Consider the following 15,279-nt stretch of genomic DNA (forward strand, 5'->3'; position numbering starts at 1 on the left):
CCCAGCCTGCGCTGGGGATCGGAGGAGGTTGTAACCCAGCGCGTGTCCCCGCGAAGGGGGGCCTCAGGCCGCTGGCGCTCCGTTGCCGGCCCATGTCCCCGCGGCGGTCATGGACGGGCTCAGCTTTCCTCTTCGTCCTCCTTGAACGCCGGCGCGCCGCGGGCGGCGAGGCGGGTTTCGAGAAGGAAGAATCCGAGCCCCGCCAGCAGCAGCGCCATCGTTGCGATCCACGCAATTGCCGTCAGGGTGCCGATCTGGGGGCGGATGAAGGCGCTGACGAACAGCAGCACGATCACCACGCTGATCACCGCGGCCGAGGCGGTGCTGAACACGACCGCCGTCTGCGCGTGCCGGCGGCGGCGGGCAAGCCACGGGAGTTCGCGCATCTCGTCGGCCCCGGCCTTTCCGTCCTCGACCCGGCGCTCGATCCGTTCCTTGCGCTCGGCGATCCAGATCAGGCGACTCATCATCACGTTCATGATCGCGCCGATACCGCCGAGAAGGAAGGCCGGGGCGAGCGAGAGCTGCACCATCTGCTGCACGCGCGGGGTGCTGGAGGTGCGTTCGAGGATCTCTCCGGCGAGGCTGCCGCCGATGGCTAGCAAGTCGATCATCGATCGCTCTTGTAAGGGTTCTTGGGGCTCTTGAGAACGACGCGCACCGGTACCGCCTCGAAGCCGAGTTCGCGGCGGATTCCGTTCACGAGGTAGCGCTCGTAGCTCTTGGGCAGCATGTCGAGCCGCGTGCCGAACACCACGAAGCGCGGCGGGCGCGTGCTCGACTGGGTGATGTAGCGCAGCTTGATCCGCTTGCCCCCGGGCGCGGGCGGCGGATTGGCGGCCAGCGCATCGTCGAACCAGCGGTTGAGCGCCGCCGTCGGGACGCGCTTCGACCAGCTCTCCCGGATCTCGAATGCGGCGCCGAGCATCGTGTCGAGGCCCTTGCCGGTCCTGGCGCTGACGGCGAGAAGCGGCAATCCGCGGACTTGCGCCAGCCCTTCGTTGAGCGCCTCGCGAATGCCGTTGAACAGCGAGGAGGCGTTCTCGGCCACGTCCCACTTGTTGATCGCCACGATCAGTGCGCGGCCTTCCTGCAGCACGGCGTCGGCGATCTTGAGGTCCTGATGCTCGAGGCCCTTGGTCGCATCGAGCAGCAGGACGACGACTTCGGCAAAGTCGACCGCCCGCCGCGCGTCGGCGACGCTGAGCTTCTCGAGCTTTTCGGTCACCCGCGCCTTCTTGCGCATTCCGGCGGTGTCGATCAGGCGGATGTCGCGCACTTCTCCGCTGGCGGGATCGGTCCACCGCCAGTCCACCGCGATCGAATCGCGCGTGATGCCGGCCTCGGGGCCGGTGAGCAGACGGTCTTCCCCGAGCAGGCGGTTGATCAGCGTGGACTTGCCGGCGTTGGGCCGGCCGACGATGGCGAGCTTGAGCGGGCCGAGCGGGGCGTCCTCGTCGGATTCTTCGGCATCGGCGGCTTCTGTGTCGATCGTCTCCCTGCGTTCCGCCTTCTCTCCGATGATCGGCCACAACGCGCCGAACAGATCGGCGATGCCTTCCCCGTGTTCGGCCGACAGAGCGACGGGCTCGCCGAAGCCGAGCGACCATGCCTCGATTGCCCCCGCTTCGCCGGCGGCGCCTTCGGCCTTGTTGGCGACCGGCACCACGGGCACGGTCTGGCTGCGCAGCCAGCGTGCGATTTCCTCGTCCAGCGGGGTCAGCCCGGCGCGGGCGTCGATCACGAACAGCGCGGCGTCGGCGCCTTCCAGGCTGACCTCGGTCTGCCGGCGCATGCGGCCGGGCAGGGTCTCGGGATCGTCGTCCTCCCACCCGGCGGTGTCGACCACGGTGAACTCGAGCCCCGCGATCGTCGCATCGCCGAAGCGCCGGTCGCGGGTCACGCCCGGCTGGTCGTCGACCAGCGCCAGGCGCTTGCCCACCAGCCGGTTGAACAGCGTGGACTTGCCGACGTTGGGGCGGCCGATGATGATGACTTGCGGCTTCGTGACCATTGCGGGTGCGCAGGTGGAGCCTATCGCGCCGCTTGGCAAGCGCGCTCGGCGACGCTTAGGAATTCGTTAACCATACTTCTCAGGCCCCCGTTAACGACGAACCGGCAATTTCTTGCCGCATGAGGGCAAGTCTCTGGATCATGGCCGCTTCGGGCCTGTGCGCCTTATCGGGGCCGGCGCTGGCGGATGCCAGCGCGGCATTCGAATCCGCCAGCGGCAGGGAATTGCCGGCCTATCTCCAGTGCGTGCCTTACGCGCGCCAGCTTTCGGGCGTGCAGATCTACGGCGACGCGCACACCTGGTGGGACCAGGCCGCGGGCCGCTACGAGCGCGGCGACGAGCCGCGGGTCGGGGCGGTGATGGCATTCGTTCCGCACGGCAGCATGCGGCTCGGCCATGTCGCGACGGTCAGCAGGGTGATCGACAGCCGCACCGTGCTGCTCGATCATGCGAACTGGTCGCCGATCAACGGCCGCCGCGGGCAGATTGAGCGCGACGTGCGGGCGATCGACGTCTCGCCGGGCAACGACTGGAGCCAGGTGCGCGTGTGGTACGACCCGATCCAGGCGCTCGGCACCACAGTCTGGCCGGTCCATGGGTTCATCTATGGCGAGGAAGCGCGCTTGCCCGAGACGCGCCTCGCCGCAGCCTCCCCCTCGCGCGCGGCGCCAGCCCCTCAGGCGCCCGCGCGACCCGTTTCGACAGCGCCGTCGCGCGCGTTCATGAGCGCCTTCTCCGGGATGGCGGCACCTGCGCCCGTCACGCGCCGCAGCGGCACGGTCGCGTCTGCGCCGGCTCGAAAGGCGATGCCGCAGCGCAAGGTCGCGGTGCCGGCGCCGCGCGATCCGATCGCGGCGGCCGTGGCGCGTTACGGAAACTGAGGCAAGCTAGGCTTTCGCGACGGGCGCCTCGTCGCCCAGATCCTCGTACCAGGCCTCGACCGGTCCGCTGAGCTTGATCGTCAGCGGCTGGCCCTTGCGGTCCATCGTCTTGCCCGCCTGTACGCGCACCCACCCTTCGGAGATCGAGTATTCCTCGATATCGGTCCGCTGGCGCCCCTTGAAGCGGATGCCGATCCCCCGCCTGAGCTTCTCCGCATCGAAGTGCTCGCTGCGCGGATTGACCGACAGGCGGTCGGGCGGAATGTCGTTGCTCGTCTCGTCGCTCATGCGCGCGCCCTAGTCCGCCGCCACGCGAGCCGCAATATTCAATCGGCCGTGCCGGATCAGTCGGGCGGCGGCGGGGTTTCGATCGGGCTGCGGTCGGGCCGGTCGAAATCGGGATCGGGCTGCTCGATCTCGCCGGGCTCGCGCATCGGGTCTTCCAGCGGGGGGCTGTCGGGTGGCGTCTCGGGCGGGGATCCGGGTTCGATCGTGTCGGGGGCGGGATCGGGTTGCGTTGCCATGGGGAGAGCTCCTTGCGTCTTCCCGATTCCAACGCCGCGCCGCGGCCCCGCGTTCCGCCGCCGCACGCGGTAAATCGCAGCGCTTGCCCTTTTCGGCCCGCCCTTCTAAGGGCGCTCCCCTGTTCGTGTGGGTTTCCCACGCGCGGCTTCGTTCGGGTTGCGGGCGTGGCGGAACTGGTAGACGCGCTGGTTTTAGGTACCAGTATCGAAAGATGTGGGGGTTCGAGTCCCTTCGCCCGCACCAGTACCCAGCCCCGGTGCCCTTCGACAAATCGTGATTTTGAAAAGGCTTAAGTTCGCACCATGCAGATCAAAGAGACCACCAGCGAAGGCCTCAAGCGCGGCTTCCAGCTCACCATCCCGGCCGGTGACATCGAGGCCAAGGTCGATGCGGAGGTGAAGAAGATCGCCCCGCAGGTGCGCATGCCGGGCTTCCGCCCGGGCAAAGTGCCTGCCAACCTGATCCGCAAGATGCATGGCGAGAACGTCCATGCGCAGGTGATCAACGACGCGATTCGCGGCTCGGTCGACGAGCTGATCCGCGAGAAGAAGCTCCGCCCGGCGATGCAGCCCAAGGTCGAGCTCGGCGAGGGATACGAACAGGGCAAGGACGCGGTGCTCGACGTCGAGCTCGAAGTCCTGCCCGAGATCGAGGCGCCCGAGGTCGAAGGCATCGCGCTCGAGCGTCTGGTCGTGCCGGTCAGCGACAAGCAGGTCGACGAGGCGCTGGAGCGCATCGCGGACCAGCAGAAGAGCTACAAGGACGCACCGAAGACCAGGAAGGCCGCCGAGGGCGATCAGCTCATCATCGACTTCGTCGGCTCGATCGACGGCACCGAGTTCGAGGGCGGCAAGGCCGAGGACGCGCCGCTCGTGATCGGCTCGGGCCAGTTCATTCCGGGCTTCGAGGAACAGCTCACCGGCGCGAAGGCGGGCGACGAGAAGACGATCACCGTCACTTTTCCCGAGGACTATCCGGCTGAGCACCTCAAGGGCAAGGAAGCCCAGTTCGCCGTCACGGTGAAGCAGGTGAAGGTCGAAGGCGAGACCAAGATCGACGACGAGTTCGCCAAGAACCTCGGCCTCGAAGGTCTCGACAAGCTCAAGGAACTGCTGCGCGGGCAACTCGAGCAGGAGACTGCCGGCCTCACCCGCACGCAGATGAAGCGGCAGCTTCTCGACCAGCTTGCGGCGGGGCACGATTTCGCAGTGCCGCAGGGCATGGTCGATGCCGAGTTCGAGCAGATCTGGGCGCAGCTCCAGCAGGAAGCCTCGCGCGATGAGGATCCGGCCAAGGCGCTCAAGGAAATCGAGGCGGAGAAGGACGATTATCGCAAGATCGCCGAACGCCGCGTGCGCCTCGGCCTCCTGCTGAGCGAGATCGGCCAGAAGAACGGCGTCGAGGTCAGCCAGCAGGAAATGAGCATGCTCGTCCAGCAGGCGGCGCAGCAGTACCGCGCCGAGGACCGTCAGCGCTTCGTGCAGTACATCCAGTCCGAACCGATGGCCGCTGCCCAGCTGCGCGCGCCGCTCTACGAGGACAAGGTTGTCGACTTCCTGTTCGACAAGGCCGAGATCTCCGAGCGCGAAGTGACGCGCGAGGAACTCGAGGCGGCAATCGAGGCGGAAGAGACCGAGCCCGCCGAAAAGCCGGCCGCGAAGAAGAAGGCGCCGGCCAAGAAGCCCGCCGCCAAGAAGACCGCGGCAAAGGAGGAAGGCGAGGAGAAGGCTCCGGCCAAGAAGCCGGCGGCCAAGAAGGCTCCCGCCAACAAGGAAGCAGCCAAGGACGAGGGCAAGAAGGCCCCGGCCAAGAAGGCCGCCGCCAAGTCCGAAGACAAGGCTCCGGCTGCCAAGAAGCCTGCTGCCAAGAAGGCGCCGGCCAAGAAGGCCGCTGCCAAGAAGTGATCGTCCGGCCACTCGCCGGGTGACGAACAGGGGCGGCGGGCGTGTCTCGCCGCCCTTTCTCGTCCCGCGGAGTTCGGCGGCACACGGGTGACGGTGCCGATTTCCCCGGCCGCAAGGTTAATCCCCTTGAACATCGCGCCGGCTATCGCGACATAGCCGGTCGCACTTCTGACGAGAGGAAATTTTCGCATGATCGACCTGTTCGGCACCGATGCCCACGCTTCGCAGGGCCAGTTCACCCGCGATCCGGTGACGGGCGCGCTGGTGCCGGTGGTCGTCGAGCAGACCAGCCGCGGCGAGCGCAGCTTCGACATCTTCAGCCGCTTGCTGCGCGAGCGGATCGTGTTCGTGACCGGTCAGGTCGAGGACGGGATGGCCTCGCTGATCGTCGCCCAGCTGCTGTTCCTGGAAAGCGAGAATCCCTCGAAGCCGATCTCGATGTACATCAACTCGCCCGGCGGCGTGGTGACGGCCGGCATGGCGATCCACGACACGATGCAGTACATCAAGCCGCGCGTTTCGACCGTCTGCGTGGGCCAGGCCGCCTCGATGGGCAGCTTCCTGCTCGCGGCGGGCGAGCCGGGCATGCGGATCGCGCTGCCGAATGCGCGGATCATGGTCCACCAGCCCTCGGGCGGCGCGCGCGGCATGGCGAGCGATATCGAGATCCAGGCACGCGAGATCCTGCGCATCCGCCAGCGGATGAACGATCTCTACGTGAAGTATACCGGCCAGAGCCTTTCCGACATCGAGAAGGCAATGGACCGCGACACCTTCCTCGAAGCCGACGAAGCGATGAAGTTCGGCATTGTCGACAAGGTGTTCGAGACCCGGCCCGAGAACGAGGAGCCGGGCGACGAATCGGGTTCGGGCGGTGCGCCCGAGTAACCGGCGGCGGGGGAACCGCCCCGACGCGGAACAGTTGCCGTAGCATTTGGGCAACCTTGCCACTTCAGCTTGTGGCAATGCCCGAAATGCTAAGCCCGGTGTGTTGATTAATGACCAACCGGCTTTAGAGTCGGTCGAATCCGGCGCGGGAATCGGGCGCGGGTTCGGGAACCACGGGAAATGACCAAGTTGAGCGGAACCGATAGCAAATCGACCCTGTACTGCAGCTTCTGCGGCAAGTCGCAGCACGAGGTGAGGAAGCTCATCGCGGGCCCGACCGTGTTCATCTGCGACGAATGTGTCGAGCTGTGCAACGACATCATTCGCGAAGAGACCAAGGCCGGGCTCACGGGGCGCAAGGAAGGGGAAGTTCCGACTCCCAACGACATCTTCGTGACCCTGAACGATTACGTGATCGGGCAGGATCGCGCGAAGCGCGTGCTCTCGGTCGCGGTCCACAACCACTACAAGCGGCTGAAGCACTCGGGCAAGGCGGGCGACGTCGAACTGGCGAAGTCCAACATCCTGCTCGTCGGCCCGACCGGTTCGGGCAAGACGCTGCTGGCGCAAACGCTGGCGCGCACGTTCGACGTGCCGTTCACGATGGCCGATGCGACCACGCTGACCGAGGCCGGCTATGTCGGCGAGGATGTCGAGAACATCATCCTCAAGCTGCTCCAGTCGAGCGATTACAACGTCGACAAGGCGCAGCACGGCATCGTCTACATCGATGAGATCGACAAGATCACCCGCAAGGCCGAAAACCCCTCGATCACGCGCGACGTCTCGGGCGAGGGCGTGCAGCAGGCGCTCCTGAAGCTGATGGAGGGCACGACCGCCTCCGTCCCGCCGCAGGGCGGCCGCAAGCATCCGCAGCAGGAATTCCTGCAGGTGGACACGACCAACATCCTGTTCATCTGCGGCGGCGCCTTTGCCGGCCTGGAGAAGATCATCGCCGACCGCCTGCAGAAGCGCTCGATCGGCTTCGGCGCGCACGTTGCCGATCCGGACAAGCGCCGCGTGGGCGAGCTGCTTGAGAAGTGCGAGCCGGAAGACCTGCTCAAGTTCGGACTGATCCCCGAATTCGTCGGCCGCCTGCCGGTGATCGCCACGCTGCGCGATCTCGATGTCGCGGCACTGGTGCAGATCCTCAGCGAACCGAAGAACGCGCTGGTCAAGCAGTACCGCAAGCTGTTCGAGCTCGAGGATGTCGAGCTGACCTTCACCGACGACGCGCTCGAGACGATCGCCGAGCGGGCGATCAAGCGCAAGACCGGCGCGCGCGGCCTGCGCTCGATCGTCGAGGGCATCCTGCTCGATACGATGTTCGACCTGCCCGACATGGACGGGGTGAGCGAGATCGTGATCGACAAGGACGTGGTCGAAGGCCGCAAGGAGCCGATCCGGGTCCACGGCGGCGAGAAGAAGGAAGCGGCGGCCTGACAGGCCCCGCCCCGCGGCGCCTGGCGCTGCGGACATAATCGGCCCCCGGCGGGCCGTTCATCGCCTTACCGGGCGCAAGTGGCGCGACACGCGGTTGCGCCCCGGGCCGGGCCGCATTCGGGCCCGGGCCGCACTGTCACGCGAATACGAGGAATTTCCGAATATGGCCACCAACGCACAGCTCGCGGCGAAGCTTCTGCGCGACGCGAGCGGCTTCTTCCGCAACGTCGGCGAACAGAACCCGCAGCTCCAGCAGCAGATGGATGACAACGCGCAGGTTTACGAACAAGTCGCCGAACTGGTCGAGAACGACCCGAACGGAGAGCTTCCCGCGCAGGAAGGGTAAGGTTTTCGGCGAGCGGCGAGGGGACAAATGCGGTTCCTCGCCGCTCAGCCACCCTTCGCAACAGTCCCGTCATCCCAGCGAAAGCTGGGATCGGGTGCAGCCACGTAAGAGCTCGCGGACAGCGATCCCAGCTTTCGCTGGGATGACGGCCATTTCCTAGCAGCTCTCCGCCGAAGCTAGCACGCAGCCGGCGTCGCGCTCGATCTGGATCGTTGCATGACCGATCCGGTGCCGGTGCTGCAACTCGTGCGCGATTGCGCGCAGGAAATCGTCGCCGGGGTGGCCGGCGGGCATGACCAGATGCGCCGTCATCGCGGTTTCGGTCGTGCTCATCGGCCAGATGTGCAGGTCGTGGACCGCCGCCACACCCGGCAGACGCGTGAGATAAGCGCGCACGTCGGCTTCCGAAATCCCTTCGGGCACGGCCAGCAGACCCATCTTCACGCTGTCCTTCAGCAGCCCCCAGGTGCCCCAGGCGATCACTGCCACGATCATCAGGCTGGTCACCGGATCGATCCAGGTCGCGCCGGTCAGCAGGATCGCCGCACCGGCGATCACCACGCCCAGCGAGACCAGCGCATCGGCGACCATGTGCAGGAACGCGCCGCGGATATTCAGATCGTCGTGCCGGCCGCGCAGGAACAGCAGCGCGGTTGCCGTATTGATCGCGATCCCGATGCCCGCGACCACGATCATGGTCCACCCTTCCACTTCGGCTGGTCTGGTCAGGCGGTTGAGCGTCTCGAACAGAATCGCCCCGATGGCGACCAGCAGCAACCCGCCATTGGCCATGGCGGCGAGAATCGTCGAGCTCTTGTAACCGTAGGTGAACTTGTCCGATGGCGGCTTGCTTGCAGCGGCTGCGGCCGCCCAGGCGAGCAGCAGGCTCAGCACGTCCGACAGGTTGTGTCCGGCATCGGCCACCAGCGCCATCGAGCCGGAGAGAAAGCCGTACGTCGCCTCGACCAGCACGAAGGCGCTGTTGAGCACGATCCCGATCGCGAAGGCCGGCCCGAACCCTGCCGGCGCATGCGCGTGCCCATGCCCGTGCCCATGACCATGATTGTGAGAATGACCCCCGCCCATCGCCGTCACTGATAGACGCAGGCGTCGAGCCCGTCACGTTCGACCACACCCATGCGCGCCGCGATCATGTTGCCGTAGCGGCGCGTGAAGCCGCTCGGGTTCACCACCGGGCGCTGCTTGGGCAGGGGCAGCGCGGCCGCCATGCGCGCGGCTTCGGTGCGGGTAAGGCGGGCGGCGGAGTGCTTGAAGTACCGCTGTGCGCCCGCTTCGGCGCCGTAGGTGCCGATCCCGGTCTCCGCCACGTTCAGGTAGACCTCCATGATCCGCCGCTTGCCCCAGACGTTCTCGATCAGGAAGGTGAACCACGCTTCCAGTCCCTTGCGAAAGAAGCCGCCGCCCTGCCACAGGAACACGTTCTTGGCGGTCTGCTGGCTGATCGTGGAGCCGCCGCGAATGCGCCCCCCTTGCGCATTGTGCTGAATCGCCTTCTCGATCGCCTCGCGGTCGAAGCCGTCATGGCTGCAGAACTTGCCGTCTTCCGCTGCGATCACCGCACGCACGAGATTGCGGTCGATGTTCGACAGCGGCTCCCAGTCCCTGGTCATGCCGTTCTCGTCCATCAACATGGTGACGGTCGCGGGCGGAGGCACGAACCTGTACACCAGCACCAGCACGAGGCTGAGAGCCACGAACCACAGAACCAGCTTGGCGAGCAACATCAGGAACCAGCGCATCAGGGCAACCGGATAAGGGTCATGGGGGCCCTACGCAATTGCCTTGCTTGCGCGCGTCGAATGCGGCGCGCGCGGCCTCGATGCGGTCGATGTTCCGCTCGGCCCAGTGCCACACGCCGCAGAACGCTTCGGCGAGGTCATGCCCCAGGTCGGTCAGCCTGTATTCGACCCGAGGCGGAACCTCAGGATGGACGGTGCGCGTCACCAGCCCCTCGCGCTCCATCTGGCGGAGGGTCTGAGTCAGCATCTTCTGGCTGATACCGGGTACGGCGCGACCGATCGCGCTGAAGCGCTGCTCGCCGTTCTCTTCCAGTGCTTCGAGCACCAGAAGAGTCCACTTGTCGGCCACGCGGCCGATCGTCTCCTCGACCAGCGCGTCGACGCGCGGGTCCGAATGATAGCTCGTATGCGGCGGTTTTCCCATTTCTTTCCTTCCGGTAACTACCGCACATTCAGGTGCCTACTTCCCATTATAGAGTAATGACCTAGATGGAGCGCCTCCTCGATACAAGCAAGGAAGGTCTCCCCATGAAAACCAGCGGCAACACCATTCTCGTCACCGGCGGCGGCAGCGGGATCGGCCGCGAACTCGCGCGGCGCTGGCACGATCTCGGCAACACCGTGATCGTCGCCGGACGCAGCGAAGGCGCGCTTGCCGAAACCGCCGAAGGACATGCGAATATCCATGCGGTCGCTCTCGACGTGTCCGACGCCGCCGATATCCAGCGGTTCGCGCGCGAGGTCACGGCCCGGTTTCCCGCACTCAACGTGCTGGTGAACAACGCCGGGATCATGCGCTACGAGGATCTGTCGACCGGCCGCGATCTGGCCGACGCGGAAGCGACTGTCGTCACCAACCTGCTCGGCCCGATCCGCCTGGTCGACGCGCTCGTCGATCACCTCAAGGCGCAGGACGGCGCGGCGATCGTCAACGTCAGCTCGGGCCTCGCCTTCGTGCCGATGCCCAAGGCGGCGACCTATTCGGCGACCAAGGCGGCAATCCACAGCTACACCGTCTCGCTTCGCGCTAAGCTGGAGGGCGCGGTCGAAGTGATCGAGCTCGCCCCACCCGCGGTGCAGACCGAACTGACGCCGGGGCAGTCGACGCGCGAGGGCTATCTGCCGCTCGACACGTTCATCGATCAGGTCATGGCGGAGTTCGAAAGCGGCAATCCGCCGGCCGAAGTATGTGTCCCCAATGCCTTGTTCCTGCGCAATGCGGAGAAAGAAGGCCGGTTCGAGGAAGCCCTGGCGATGACCAGGAGCTTCTGACCGGCCGGCGCGGTGGAAAAAGGGTGCGAGGGCCGGGCCTTCGCACCCTCATCCCGATCTCAGGACGCGAACCACACCGCAGCGTTCGGGCGCGGAAGGCCGTCGATCGCGCGCAGCCGAGCGGACGACCCTGCCGCATCGCCGGGGAGTCCCGCCGGGGCAAGCACCTGTCCGGCGTCCAGGTCGTACGGCAGACCTTCCGAGTCTAACGGAGCCGGGCCATCCGCGACGTGGAAATGGAGATGCGGGCGGGTGACATGGCCGGAAGCGCCCACCCGCGCGATCACTTGCCCTTTCACGACGCGATCCCCGGCGCGGATCGGGATGCCGGGGGCGAGATGTTGATAGAAGGCATAGCGCCCGTCCGGCAGCAGGAGCACCACCATGGCTCCGGTCTCGTCCTCGATACTCGGGCGCGCGCCGGGCGATGGTTCCTCCTTCACGGCTACGATCTCTCCGTCGGCAACGGCGAGGACGTCGGCGCCCGTGCCGTCGGCGGCGACCTCTTTCCCGGACGATGCCGGATCGAACCCGTTCGCGGGCATCCAGTCGATCGCGTGCCGCCCGGGCAAGCGAACCCGGCCGCTGACCGCATAGGGGTAACGCCGATGGCCGTTGGCGTGGTCGGGCAGGGCGACGGCGCTCCACGGGCCGCCGCGCAGCGGCGCGCCGAGCGCAAGGGGGAAGGGCGGACGCGGCGTGACGACGCCGCCCACGATCGTCACCGCTTCGGCCGGCCCATCTTCCGGAACTGCCGTAAAGCGAATGCGGTGTCGCAGCGATGCGGTTTCCTGCGGGGCCGGGATGTCGAGGTAGAGAATCGCGCGTTCGCCGGGGGCGAGGCGTTGCGCCGGGTCGCGGGGCGCGCCGACCCAGCGGGCCGCCTCGCCCGCATCGACCCGGGCAACCACATCGCCGTGGACCGTTTCGACCTCGATCACGTCGAGCATGAGGGTCTTGCCGGAAAAATTGGTCGCGTGAACTTCGTAGACCAGCCGGTCGCGCCCCTCGATCCGTGCGACCGGCGGCGTATAGGGCACCTCGATGTGCAGCGATTGGTAGGGCCGCACTTCGGCGGGCGCGACGGCCGCCGTTGCGGCGGACCAGAGCGGCGGCGACAGAACCAGGAACAAGGAAAGGGCAAACATCGGCGGATCTCCGGCTGACAGCGGTGGCCGCGGTTGTGCCGCCGCCCGCTATCGCTTCGCGAGCGGTGATCTGCGAGCGGGACCGCCGGACGTGTCAGGCGGGGGCGATGAGCGCCGCGAGGTTGGTGCGGAAGCGGCGGCTCAGGCGTAAACGCTCGCCGGTGACGAGGCGTACGTGTGCGTCGCCGCGCCCGATCGGCTCGATATCGCGAATACGGTCGATCCGCACCAGCGCGCCGCGGTGGATGCGGGCGAAGGATCCCGCCGGTAGCCGGGCCGCCAGCGACGCGAGCGATTCGTCGAACAGCTCGACCCGTCCCGCTGCGTGCACCTCGACATAGTCACCCGCCGCGCCGATCCAGTCGATCGTGTCCAGCGGAACCCGGCGAACGTGTCCGCGATTGCGGATCAGCAATGCATCATCGGGGGCCGGCGGCGACGGATCGCCCGTCGCGGCGCGGCGCCGCCGCAAGCGCAAGCCGAACAGGACGACGCCGAGGAGCGCAAAATAGAGCAGCGTATTGGTGTCGAGATTGCGGACGAACATGCGATCGGCCATCGCCCAGCGCGTCGGCACGCTCTCGCCGCGATAGGCCGGCCAGTAGAGAACCGCGAAGACGAGCACGTGCAGCGCCGAAACGGCGGGCCACAACGCGACATAGGCGGCGATCCGCAATGCGTGGGTCCGGACCTGCCGCTCGATCGCCAGAATGGCCGCGACGATCGGCCCGGTCAGCAAGGCCCAGACCGAATAGATGGCCAGCGTATAGGCAAGCGTCGGCCACCAGGACTGCGAGGTTCCCGAATGTGCGGCGAGAAAATATCCCTGGGCGGCCTGGACGACGGCCACGATCGCCCAGCCGAACAGGACGAACACGATCCATCGGGCGCGGCTTCGCGGCAGGAACGGGCGGCTGGTCATCGCACCCAAGCTGCCGGTTTCGCGGCCAGACGGCAAGGCGGGCGGCGCCATAGGCGCCGCCCGCGATTTGCCGGTTGCTTATGCGATGCCCGGTAGCAGCCGTTCGCCGGCAATGCGCTGCATCGCCTTCTGCAGCTTCTCGAACGCCCGCACTTCGATCTGGCGAATGCGTTCGCGGCTGACGTCGTAGACCTGGCTCAGCTCCTCCAGAGTCTGCGGATTGTCCGTCAGGCGCCGTTCGGTGAGGATGTGCTTCTCACGCTCGTTCAGGCTGTCCATCGCCTCGACCAGCATCTCGTGCCGGACTTCGGCCTCCTCGGCCTCGGCGACGGTCTCGTCCTGCAGCGGGCGCTCGTCGGTCAGCCAGTCCTGCCATTCGCCCGAGCCTTCCTCGCCGCCGCGCATCGGCGTGTTCAGCGATCCGTCGCCGCCCATCAGCATGCGCCGGTTCATGTTGATCACTTCCTGCTCGGGAACGCCGAGGTCGGTCGCGATCTTGGCGACGTCGTCCGGGTGAAGATCGGTGTCCTCGTAGGCGTCGAGGTTCTTCTTCATCCGGCGCAGGTTGAAGAACAGCTTCTTCTGCGCCGCGGTGGTGCCCATCTTCACGAGCGACCACGAGCGGAGAATGAACTCCTGGATCGAGGCCTTGATCCACCACATTGCGTACGTCGCGAGGCGGAAGCCGCGATCGGGCTCGAACTTCTTGACGCCCTGCATCAGACCGACGTTGCCTTCCGAGATGAGATCGCTCACCGGCAGGCCGTAGCCGCGGTAGCCCATGGCGATCTTGGCGACCAGCCGCAGGTGACTGGTCACCAGCTGTGCCGCCGCGTCGGGATCTTCATGCTCGGCATAACGCTTGGCGAGCATGTATTCCTGCTCGGCCGTCAGCACCGGGAACTTCTTGATTTCGGCGAGATAGCGGTTGAGGCTCTGCTCGCCGCCAAGCGCCGGAATTGACAATGCTTTGGTATTGCTCACTTCTACCCTGACCTTTCTCGTGTCGACCGCGCGGGTGCAGACCCCTGATGGGCATCCGCGATGCGGGCCACGTGTGTGCATATAGGACGCTGGCTGGGCGGATTGAACCGACTTTCATCGATTTCAACGAGCGGTTTCGTCGATGAGTTCCCGCATGTCCCCCGGCAGCTCGGCCCGGAAATCCACCCTCTCGCCGGTGATCGGATGATCGAACCCGAGCGATGCGGCGTGGAGCGCCTGCCGCGCGAAACCAAGCCGTCTGAGGAGTGGGCGAAGCCCTTCCGGTGTGCGTCCATATGTTTGATCTCCCAATAGCGGATGACCGATTGACGCACAGTGAACGCGCACCTGATGGGTTCTGCCGGTTTCCAGCCGGCACTCGACGAGTGCGCAATCGTGCAGCAGTTTCAATGTCTTGTAGTGCGTTACCGCATGCTTGCCACGGGCCGAATCGGGCGGCAGCACGGCCATCTTCTTGCGGTTCGCGTCCGACCGGCCGATTCGCCCCGAGATCGTGCCCATCGGCGGAGCCGGATGCCCGGCGCAGACGGCCAGATAGGCCCGCGTGATCGAGTGGTCGGCGAACTGCCGCGCCAGCCCCTCGTGCGCCGCATCGGTCTTGGCTACGACGAGCAGGCCCGAGGTGTCCTTGTCGATCCGGTGCACGATGCCCGGCCGCGCCACGCCATTGATGCCCGACAGTTGCCCGCGGCAGTGGTGCAGCAGGGCGTTGACCAGCGTCCCGTCCGGATTGCCCGCCGCCGGATGGACGACCAGCCCCGCAGGCTTGTTCACGACGATCAGGTGATCGTCCTCGAACACGACATCGAGCGGGATGTCCTGCGCCTCGGCGGCCAACGGCTCGGCCGGGGGCACGTCGATCGAAAATGCCGCGCCTTCGCTGGTCCTGGCCGAAGCGCTGCGCACCACCAGGCCATCGACCGTTACCCTGCCCTCGCTGATCAGCCCCTTGACCCGCTCGCGCGAAAGCCCGGATGCATCCGCCAACGCCTTGTCGAGGCGGAGGCCGCCACCCAAAGTGCCCTCCAAATCCGTTCGCCCTGAGCTTGTCGAAGGGCCGTCCTTGCTTTTGGCGAGGCGCGAGATCTCCTCCCGATCGCCGCGAATAAGCGCCAGCTTCTTCGCCCGCGACCAGCCTTTGATCCGCCTTTCCGCTTCCGATGCCTCGTAC

At 66.6% G+C, this 15,279-nt stretch carries 17 protein-coding genes and 1 tRNA gene; 7 read left to right on the forward strand and 11 right to left on the reverse strand.

Features of this window, described 5'->3' with window-relative positions; genetic code table 11:
• Positions 1–119: 119 nt before the first annotated feature.
• On the reverse strand, positions 120–614 hold the full coding sequence (locus ETX26_RS01860) for a DUF2721 domain-containing protein (protein WP_129523010.1): 495 nt from the start codon (positions 612–614) through the stop codon (positions 120–122).
• Complete coding sequence (der, locus tag ETX26_RS01865; protein ID WP_129523011.1) at positions 611–2,014, reverse strand: ribosome biogenesis GTPase Der; 1,404 nt, start codon at positions 2,012–2,014, stop codon at positions 611–613. Before der ends, ETX26_RS01860 begins: the two co-directional genes overlap by 4 nt.
• A gap of 119 nt (positions 2,015–2,133) precedes the next feature.
• On the opposite strand from der, the gene ETX26_RS01870 reads away from it, so the two are divergent.
• Positions 2,134–2,895 (forward strand): CHAP domain-containing protein, encoded by a 762-nt coding sequence (locus ETX26_RS01870; RefSeq protein WP_129523012.1) that lies wholly within the window; start codon positions 2,134–2,136, stop codon positions 2,893–2,895.
• Between the two features lie 6 nt (positions 2,896–2,901).
• Here ETX26_RS01870 and ETX26_RS01875 read toward each other — a convergent pair whose 3' ends face one another.
• Positions 2,902–3,183, reverse strand: coding sequence for a DUF3297 family protein (locus tag ETX26_RS01875; protein ID WP_129523013.1), 282 nt, complete (start codon positions 3,181–3,183; stop codon positions 2,902–2,904).
• A 56-nt stretch (positions 3,184–3,239) separates the two neighbouring features.
• Positions 3,240–3,419 carry a hypothetical protein gene (locus ETX26_RS01880; protein ID WP_129523014.1) on the reverse strand — a complete coding sequence of 60 codons (180 nt, stop codon included), beginning with the start codon at positions 3,417–3,419 and terminating at the stop codon, positions 3,240–3,242.
• Between the two features lie 159 nt (positions 3,420–3,578).
• Here ETX26_RS01880 and ETX26_RS01885 point away from each other — a divergent pair.
• From ETX26_RS01885 to ETX26_RS01905, 5 genes are all read left to right on the forward strand, one after another.
• Positions 3,579–3,663: transfer RNA gene (locus ETX26_RS01885), tRNA-Leu, on the forward strand.
• A 59-nt stretch (positions 3,664–3,722) separates the two neighbouring features.
• Positions 3,723–5,324: a trigger factor gene (gene tig, locus ETX26_RS01890; RefSeq protein WP_129523015.1), complete on the forward strand. Its 1,602-nt coding sequence runs from the start codon at positions 3,723–3,725 to the stop codon at positions 5,322–5,324.
• Between the two features lie 189 nt (positions 5,325–5,513).
• Positions 5,514–6,212 carry an ATP-dependent Clp protease proteolytic subunit gene (locus ETX26_RS01895; protein WP_129523016.1) on the forward strand — a complete coding sequence of 233 codons (699 nt, stop codon included), beginning with the start codon at positions 5,514–5,516 and terminating at the stop codon, positions 6,210–6,212.
• Positions 6,213–6,392: 180 nt separating this feature from the next.
• Positions 6,393–7,655 (forward strand): ATP-dependent Clp protease ATP-binding subunit ClpX, encoded by a 1,263-nt coding sequence (clpX, locus tag ETX26_RS01900; protein ID WP_129523017.1) that lies wholly within the window; start codon positions 6,393–6,395, stop codon positions 7,653–7,655.
• Positions 7,656–7,818: 163 nt separating this feature from the next.
• On the forward strand, positions 7,819–8,001 hold the full coding sequence (locus tag ETX26_RS01905) for a hypothetical protein (RefSeq protein WP_119513115.1): 183 nt from the start codon (positions 7,819–7,821) through the stop codon (positions 7,999–8,001).
• Positions 8,002–8,157: 156 nt separating this feature from the next.
• Here the strand turns inward: ETX26_RS01905 and ETX26_RS01910 are convergent, their stop codons facing one another.
• From ETX26_RS01910 to ETX26_RS01920, 3 genes are read right to left on the reverse strand one after another with little or no spacing between them, the layout of a single operon-like run.
• Complete coding sequence (locus tag ETX26_RS01910; RefSeq protein ID WP_129523018.1) at positions 8,158–9,087, reverse strand: cation diffusion facilitator family transporter; 930 nt, start codon at positions 9,085–9,087, stop codon at positions 8,158–8,160.
• Positions 9,088–9,092: 5 nt separating this feature from the next.
• Complete coding sequence (mtgA, locus tag ETX26_RS01915) at positions 9,093–9,761, reverse strand: monofunctional biosynthetic peptidoglycan transglycosylase (RefSeq protein ID WP_129523019.1); 669 nt, start codon at positions 9,759–9,761, stop codon at positions 9,093–9,095.
• Positions 9,762–9,780: 19 nt separating this feature from the next.
• A complete protein-coding gene (locus tag ETX26_RS01920) occupies positions 9,781–10,185 on the reverse strand; it encodes a winged helix-turn-helix transcriptional regulator (protein ID WP_129523020.1) in 405 nt (134 codons plus the stop codon).
• A 104-nt stretch (positions 10,186–10,289) separates the two neighbouring features.
• On the opposite strand from ETX26_RS01920, the gene ETX26_RS01925 reads away from it, so the two are divergent.
• On the forward strand, positions 10,290–11,033 hold the full coding sequence (locus ETX26_RS01925) for an SDR family oxidoreductase (protein ID WP_129523021.1): 744 nt from the start codon (positions 10,290–10,292) through the stop codon (positions 11,031–11,033).
• 59 nt (positions 11,034–11,092) lie between these two features.
• Here ETX26_RS01925 and ETX26_RS01930 read toward each other — a convergent pair whose 3' ends face one another.
• The 4 genes from ETX26_RS01930 to ETX26_RS01945 form a co-directional block, all read right to left on the reverse strand.
• Positions 11,093–12,181 (reverse strand): M23 family metallopeptidase, encoded by a 1,089-nt coding sequence (locus ETX26_RS01930; protein WP_129523022.1) that lies wholly within the window; start codon positions 12,179–12,181, stop codon positions 11,093–11,095.
• Positions 12,182–12,275: 94 nt separating this feature from the next.
• A complete protein-coding gene (locus ETX26_RS01935; protein WP_165271678.1) occupies positions 12,276–13,103 on the reverse strand; it encodes a LytTR family DNA-binding domain-containing protein in 828 nt (275 codons plus the stop codon).
• Between the two features lie 78 nt (positions 13,104–13,181).
• Positions 13,182–14,087: an RNA polymerase sigma factor RpoH gene (gene rpoH, locus ETX26_RS01940; protein WP_191984676.1), complete on the reverse strand. Its 906-nt coding sequence runs from the start codon at positions 14,085–14,087 to the stop codon at positions 13,182–13,184.
• Positions 14,088–14,210: 123 nt separating this feature from the next.
• The gene (locus ETX26_RS01945) at positions 14,211–15,137 is read right to left on the reverse strand and encodes an RluA family pseudouridine synthase (protein WP_225425579.1); all 927 of its coding nucleotides are present in this window, start codon (positions 15,135–15,137) and stop codon (positions 14,211–14,213) included.
• Positions 15,138–15,279 lie beyond the last annotated feature (142 nt).

Source organism: Pelagerythrobacter rhizovicinus, assembly GCF_004135625.1.
Classification (GTDB): Bacteria; Pseudomonadota; Alphaproteobacteria; order Sphingomonadales; family Sphingomonadaceae; genus Pelagerythrobacter; species Pelagerythrobacter rhizovicinus.

Coding starts and splice junctions, on each gene's coding strand:
- ETX26_RS01860 (WP_129523010.1), bottom strand. CDS start 614: ATGATCGACTTGCTAGCCATCGGCGGCAGCCTCGCCGGAGAGATCCTC.
- der (WP_129523011.1), bottom strand. CDS start 2,014: ATGGTCACGAAGCCGCAAGTCATCATCATCGGCCGCCCCAACGTCGGC.
- ETX26_RS01870 (WP_129523012.1), top strand. CDS start 2,134: ATGAGGGCAAGTCTCTGGATCATGGCCGCTTCGGGCCTGTGCGCCTTA.
- ETX26_RS01875 (WP_129523013.1), bottom strand. CDS start 3,183: ATGAGCGACGAGACGAGCAACGACATTCCGCCCGACCGCCTGTCGGTC.
- ETX26_RS01880 (WP_129523014.1), bottom strand. CDS start 3,419: ATGGCAACGCAACCCGATCCCGCCCCCGACACGATCGAACCCGGATCC.
- tig (WP_129523015.1), top strand. CDS start 3,723: ATGCAGATCAAAGAGACCACCAGCGAAGGCCTCAAGCGCGGCTTCCAG.
- ETX26_RS01895 (WP_129523016.1), top strand. CDS start 5,514: ATGATCGACCTGTTCGGCACCGATGCCCACGCTTCGCAGGGCCAGTTC.
- clpX (WP_129523017.1), top strand. CDS start 6,393: ATGACCAAGTTGAGCGGAACCGATAGCAAATCGACCCTGTACTGCAGC.
- ETX26_RS01905 (WP_119513115.1), top strand. CDS start 7,819: ATGGCCACCAACGCACAGCTCGCGGCGAAGCTTCTGCGCGACGCGAGC.
- ETX26_RS01910 (WP_129523018.1), bottom strand. CDS start 9,087: ATGGGCGGGGGTCATTCTCACAATCATGGTCATGGGCACGGGCATGGG.
- mtgA (WP_129523019.1), bottom strand. CDS start 9,761: ATGCGCTGGTTCCTGATGTTGCTCGCCAAGCTGGTTCTGTGGTTCGTG.
- ETX26_RS01920 (WP_129523020.1), bottom strand. CDS start 10,185: ATGGGAAAACCGCCGCATACGAGCTATCATTCGGACCCGCGCGTCGAC.
- ETX26_RS01925 (WP_129523021.1), top strand. CDS start 10,290: ATGAAAACCAGCGGCAACACCATTCTCGTCACCGGCGGCGGCAGCGGG.
- ETX26_RS01930 (WP_129523022.1), bottom strand. CDS start 12,181: ATGTTTGCCCTTTCCTTGTTCCTGGTTCTGTCGCCGCCGCTCTGGTCC.
- ETX26_RS01935 (WP_165271678.1), bottom strand. CDS start 13,103: ATGACCAGCCGCCCGTTCCTGCCGCGAAGCCGCGCCCGATGGATCGTG.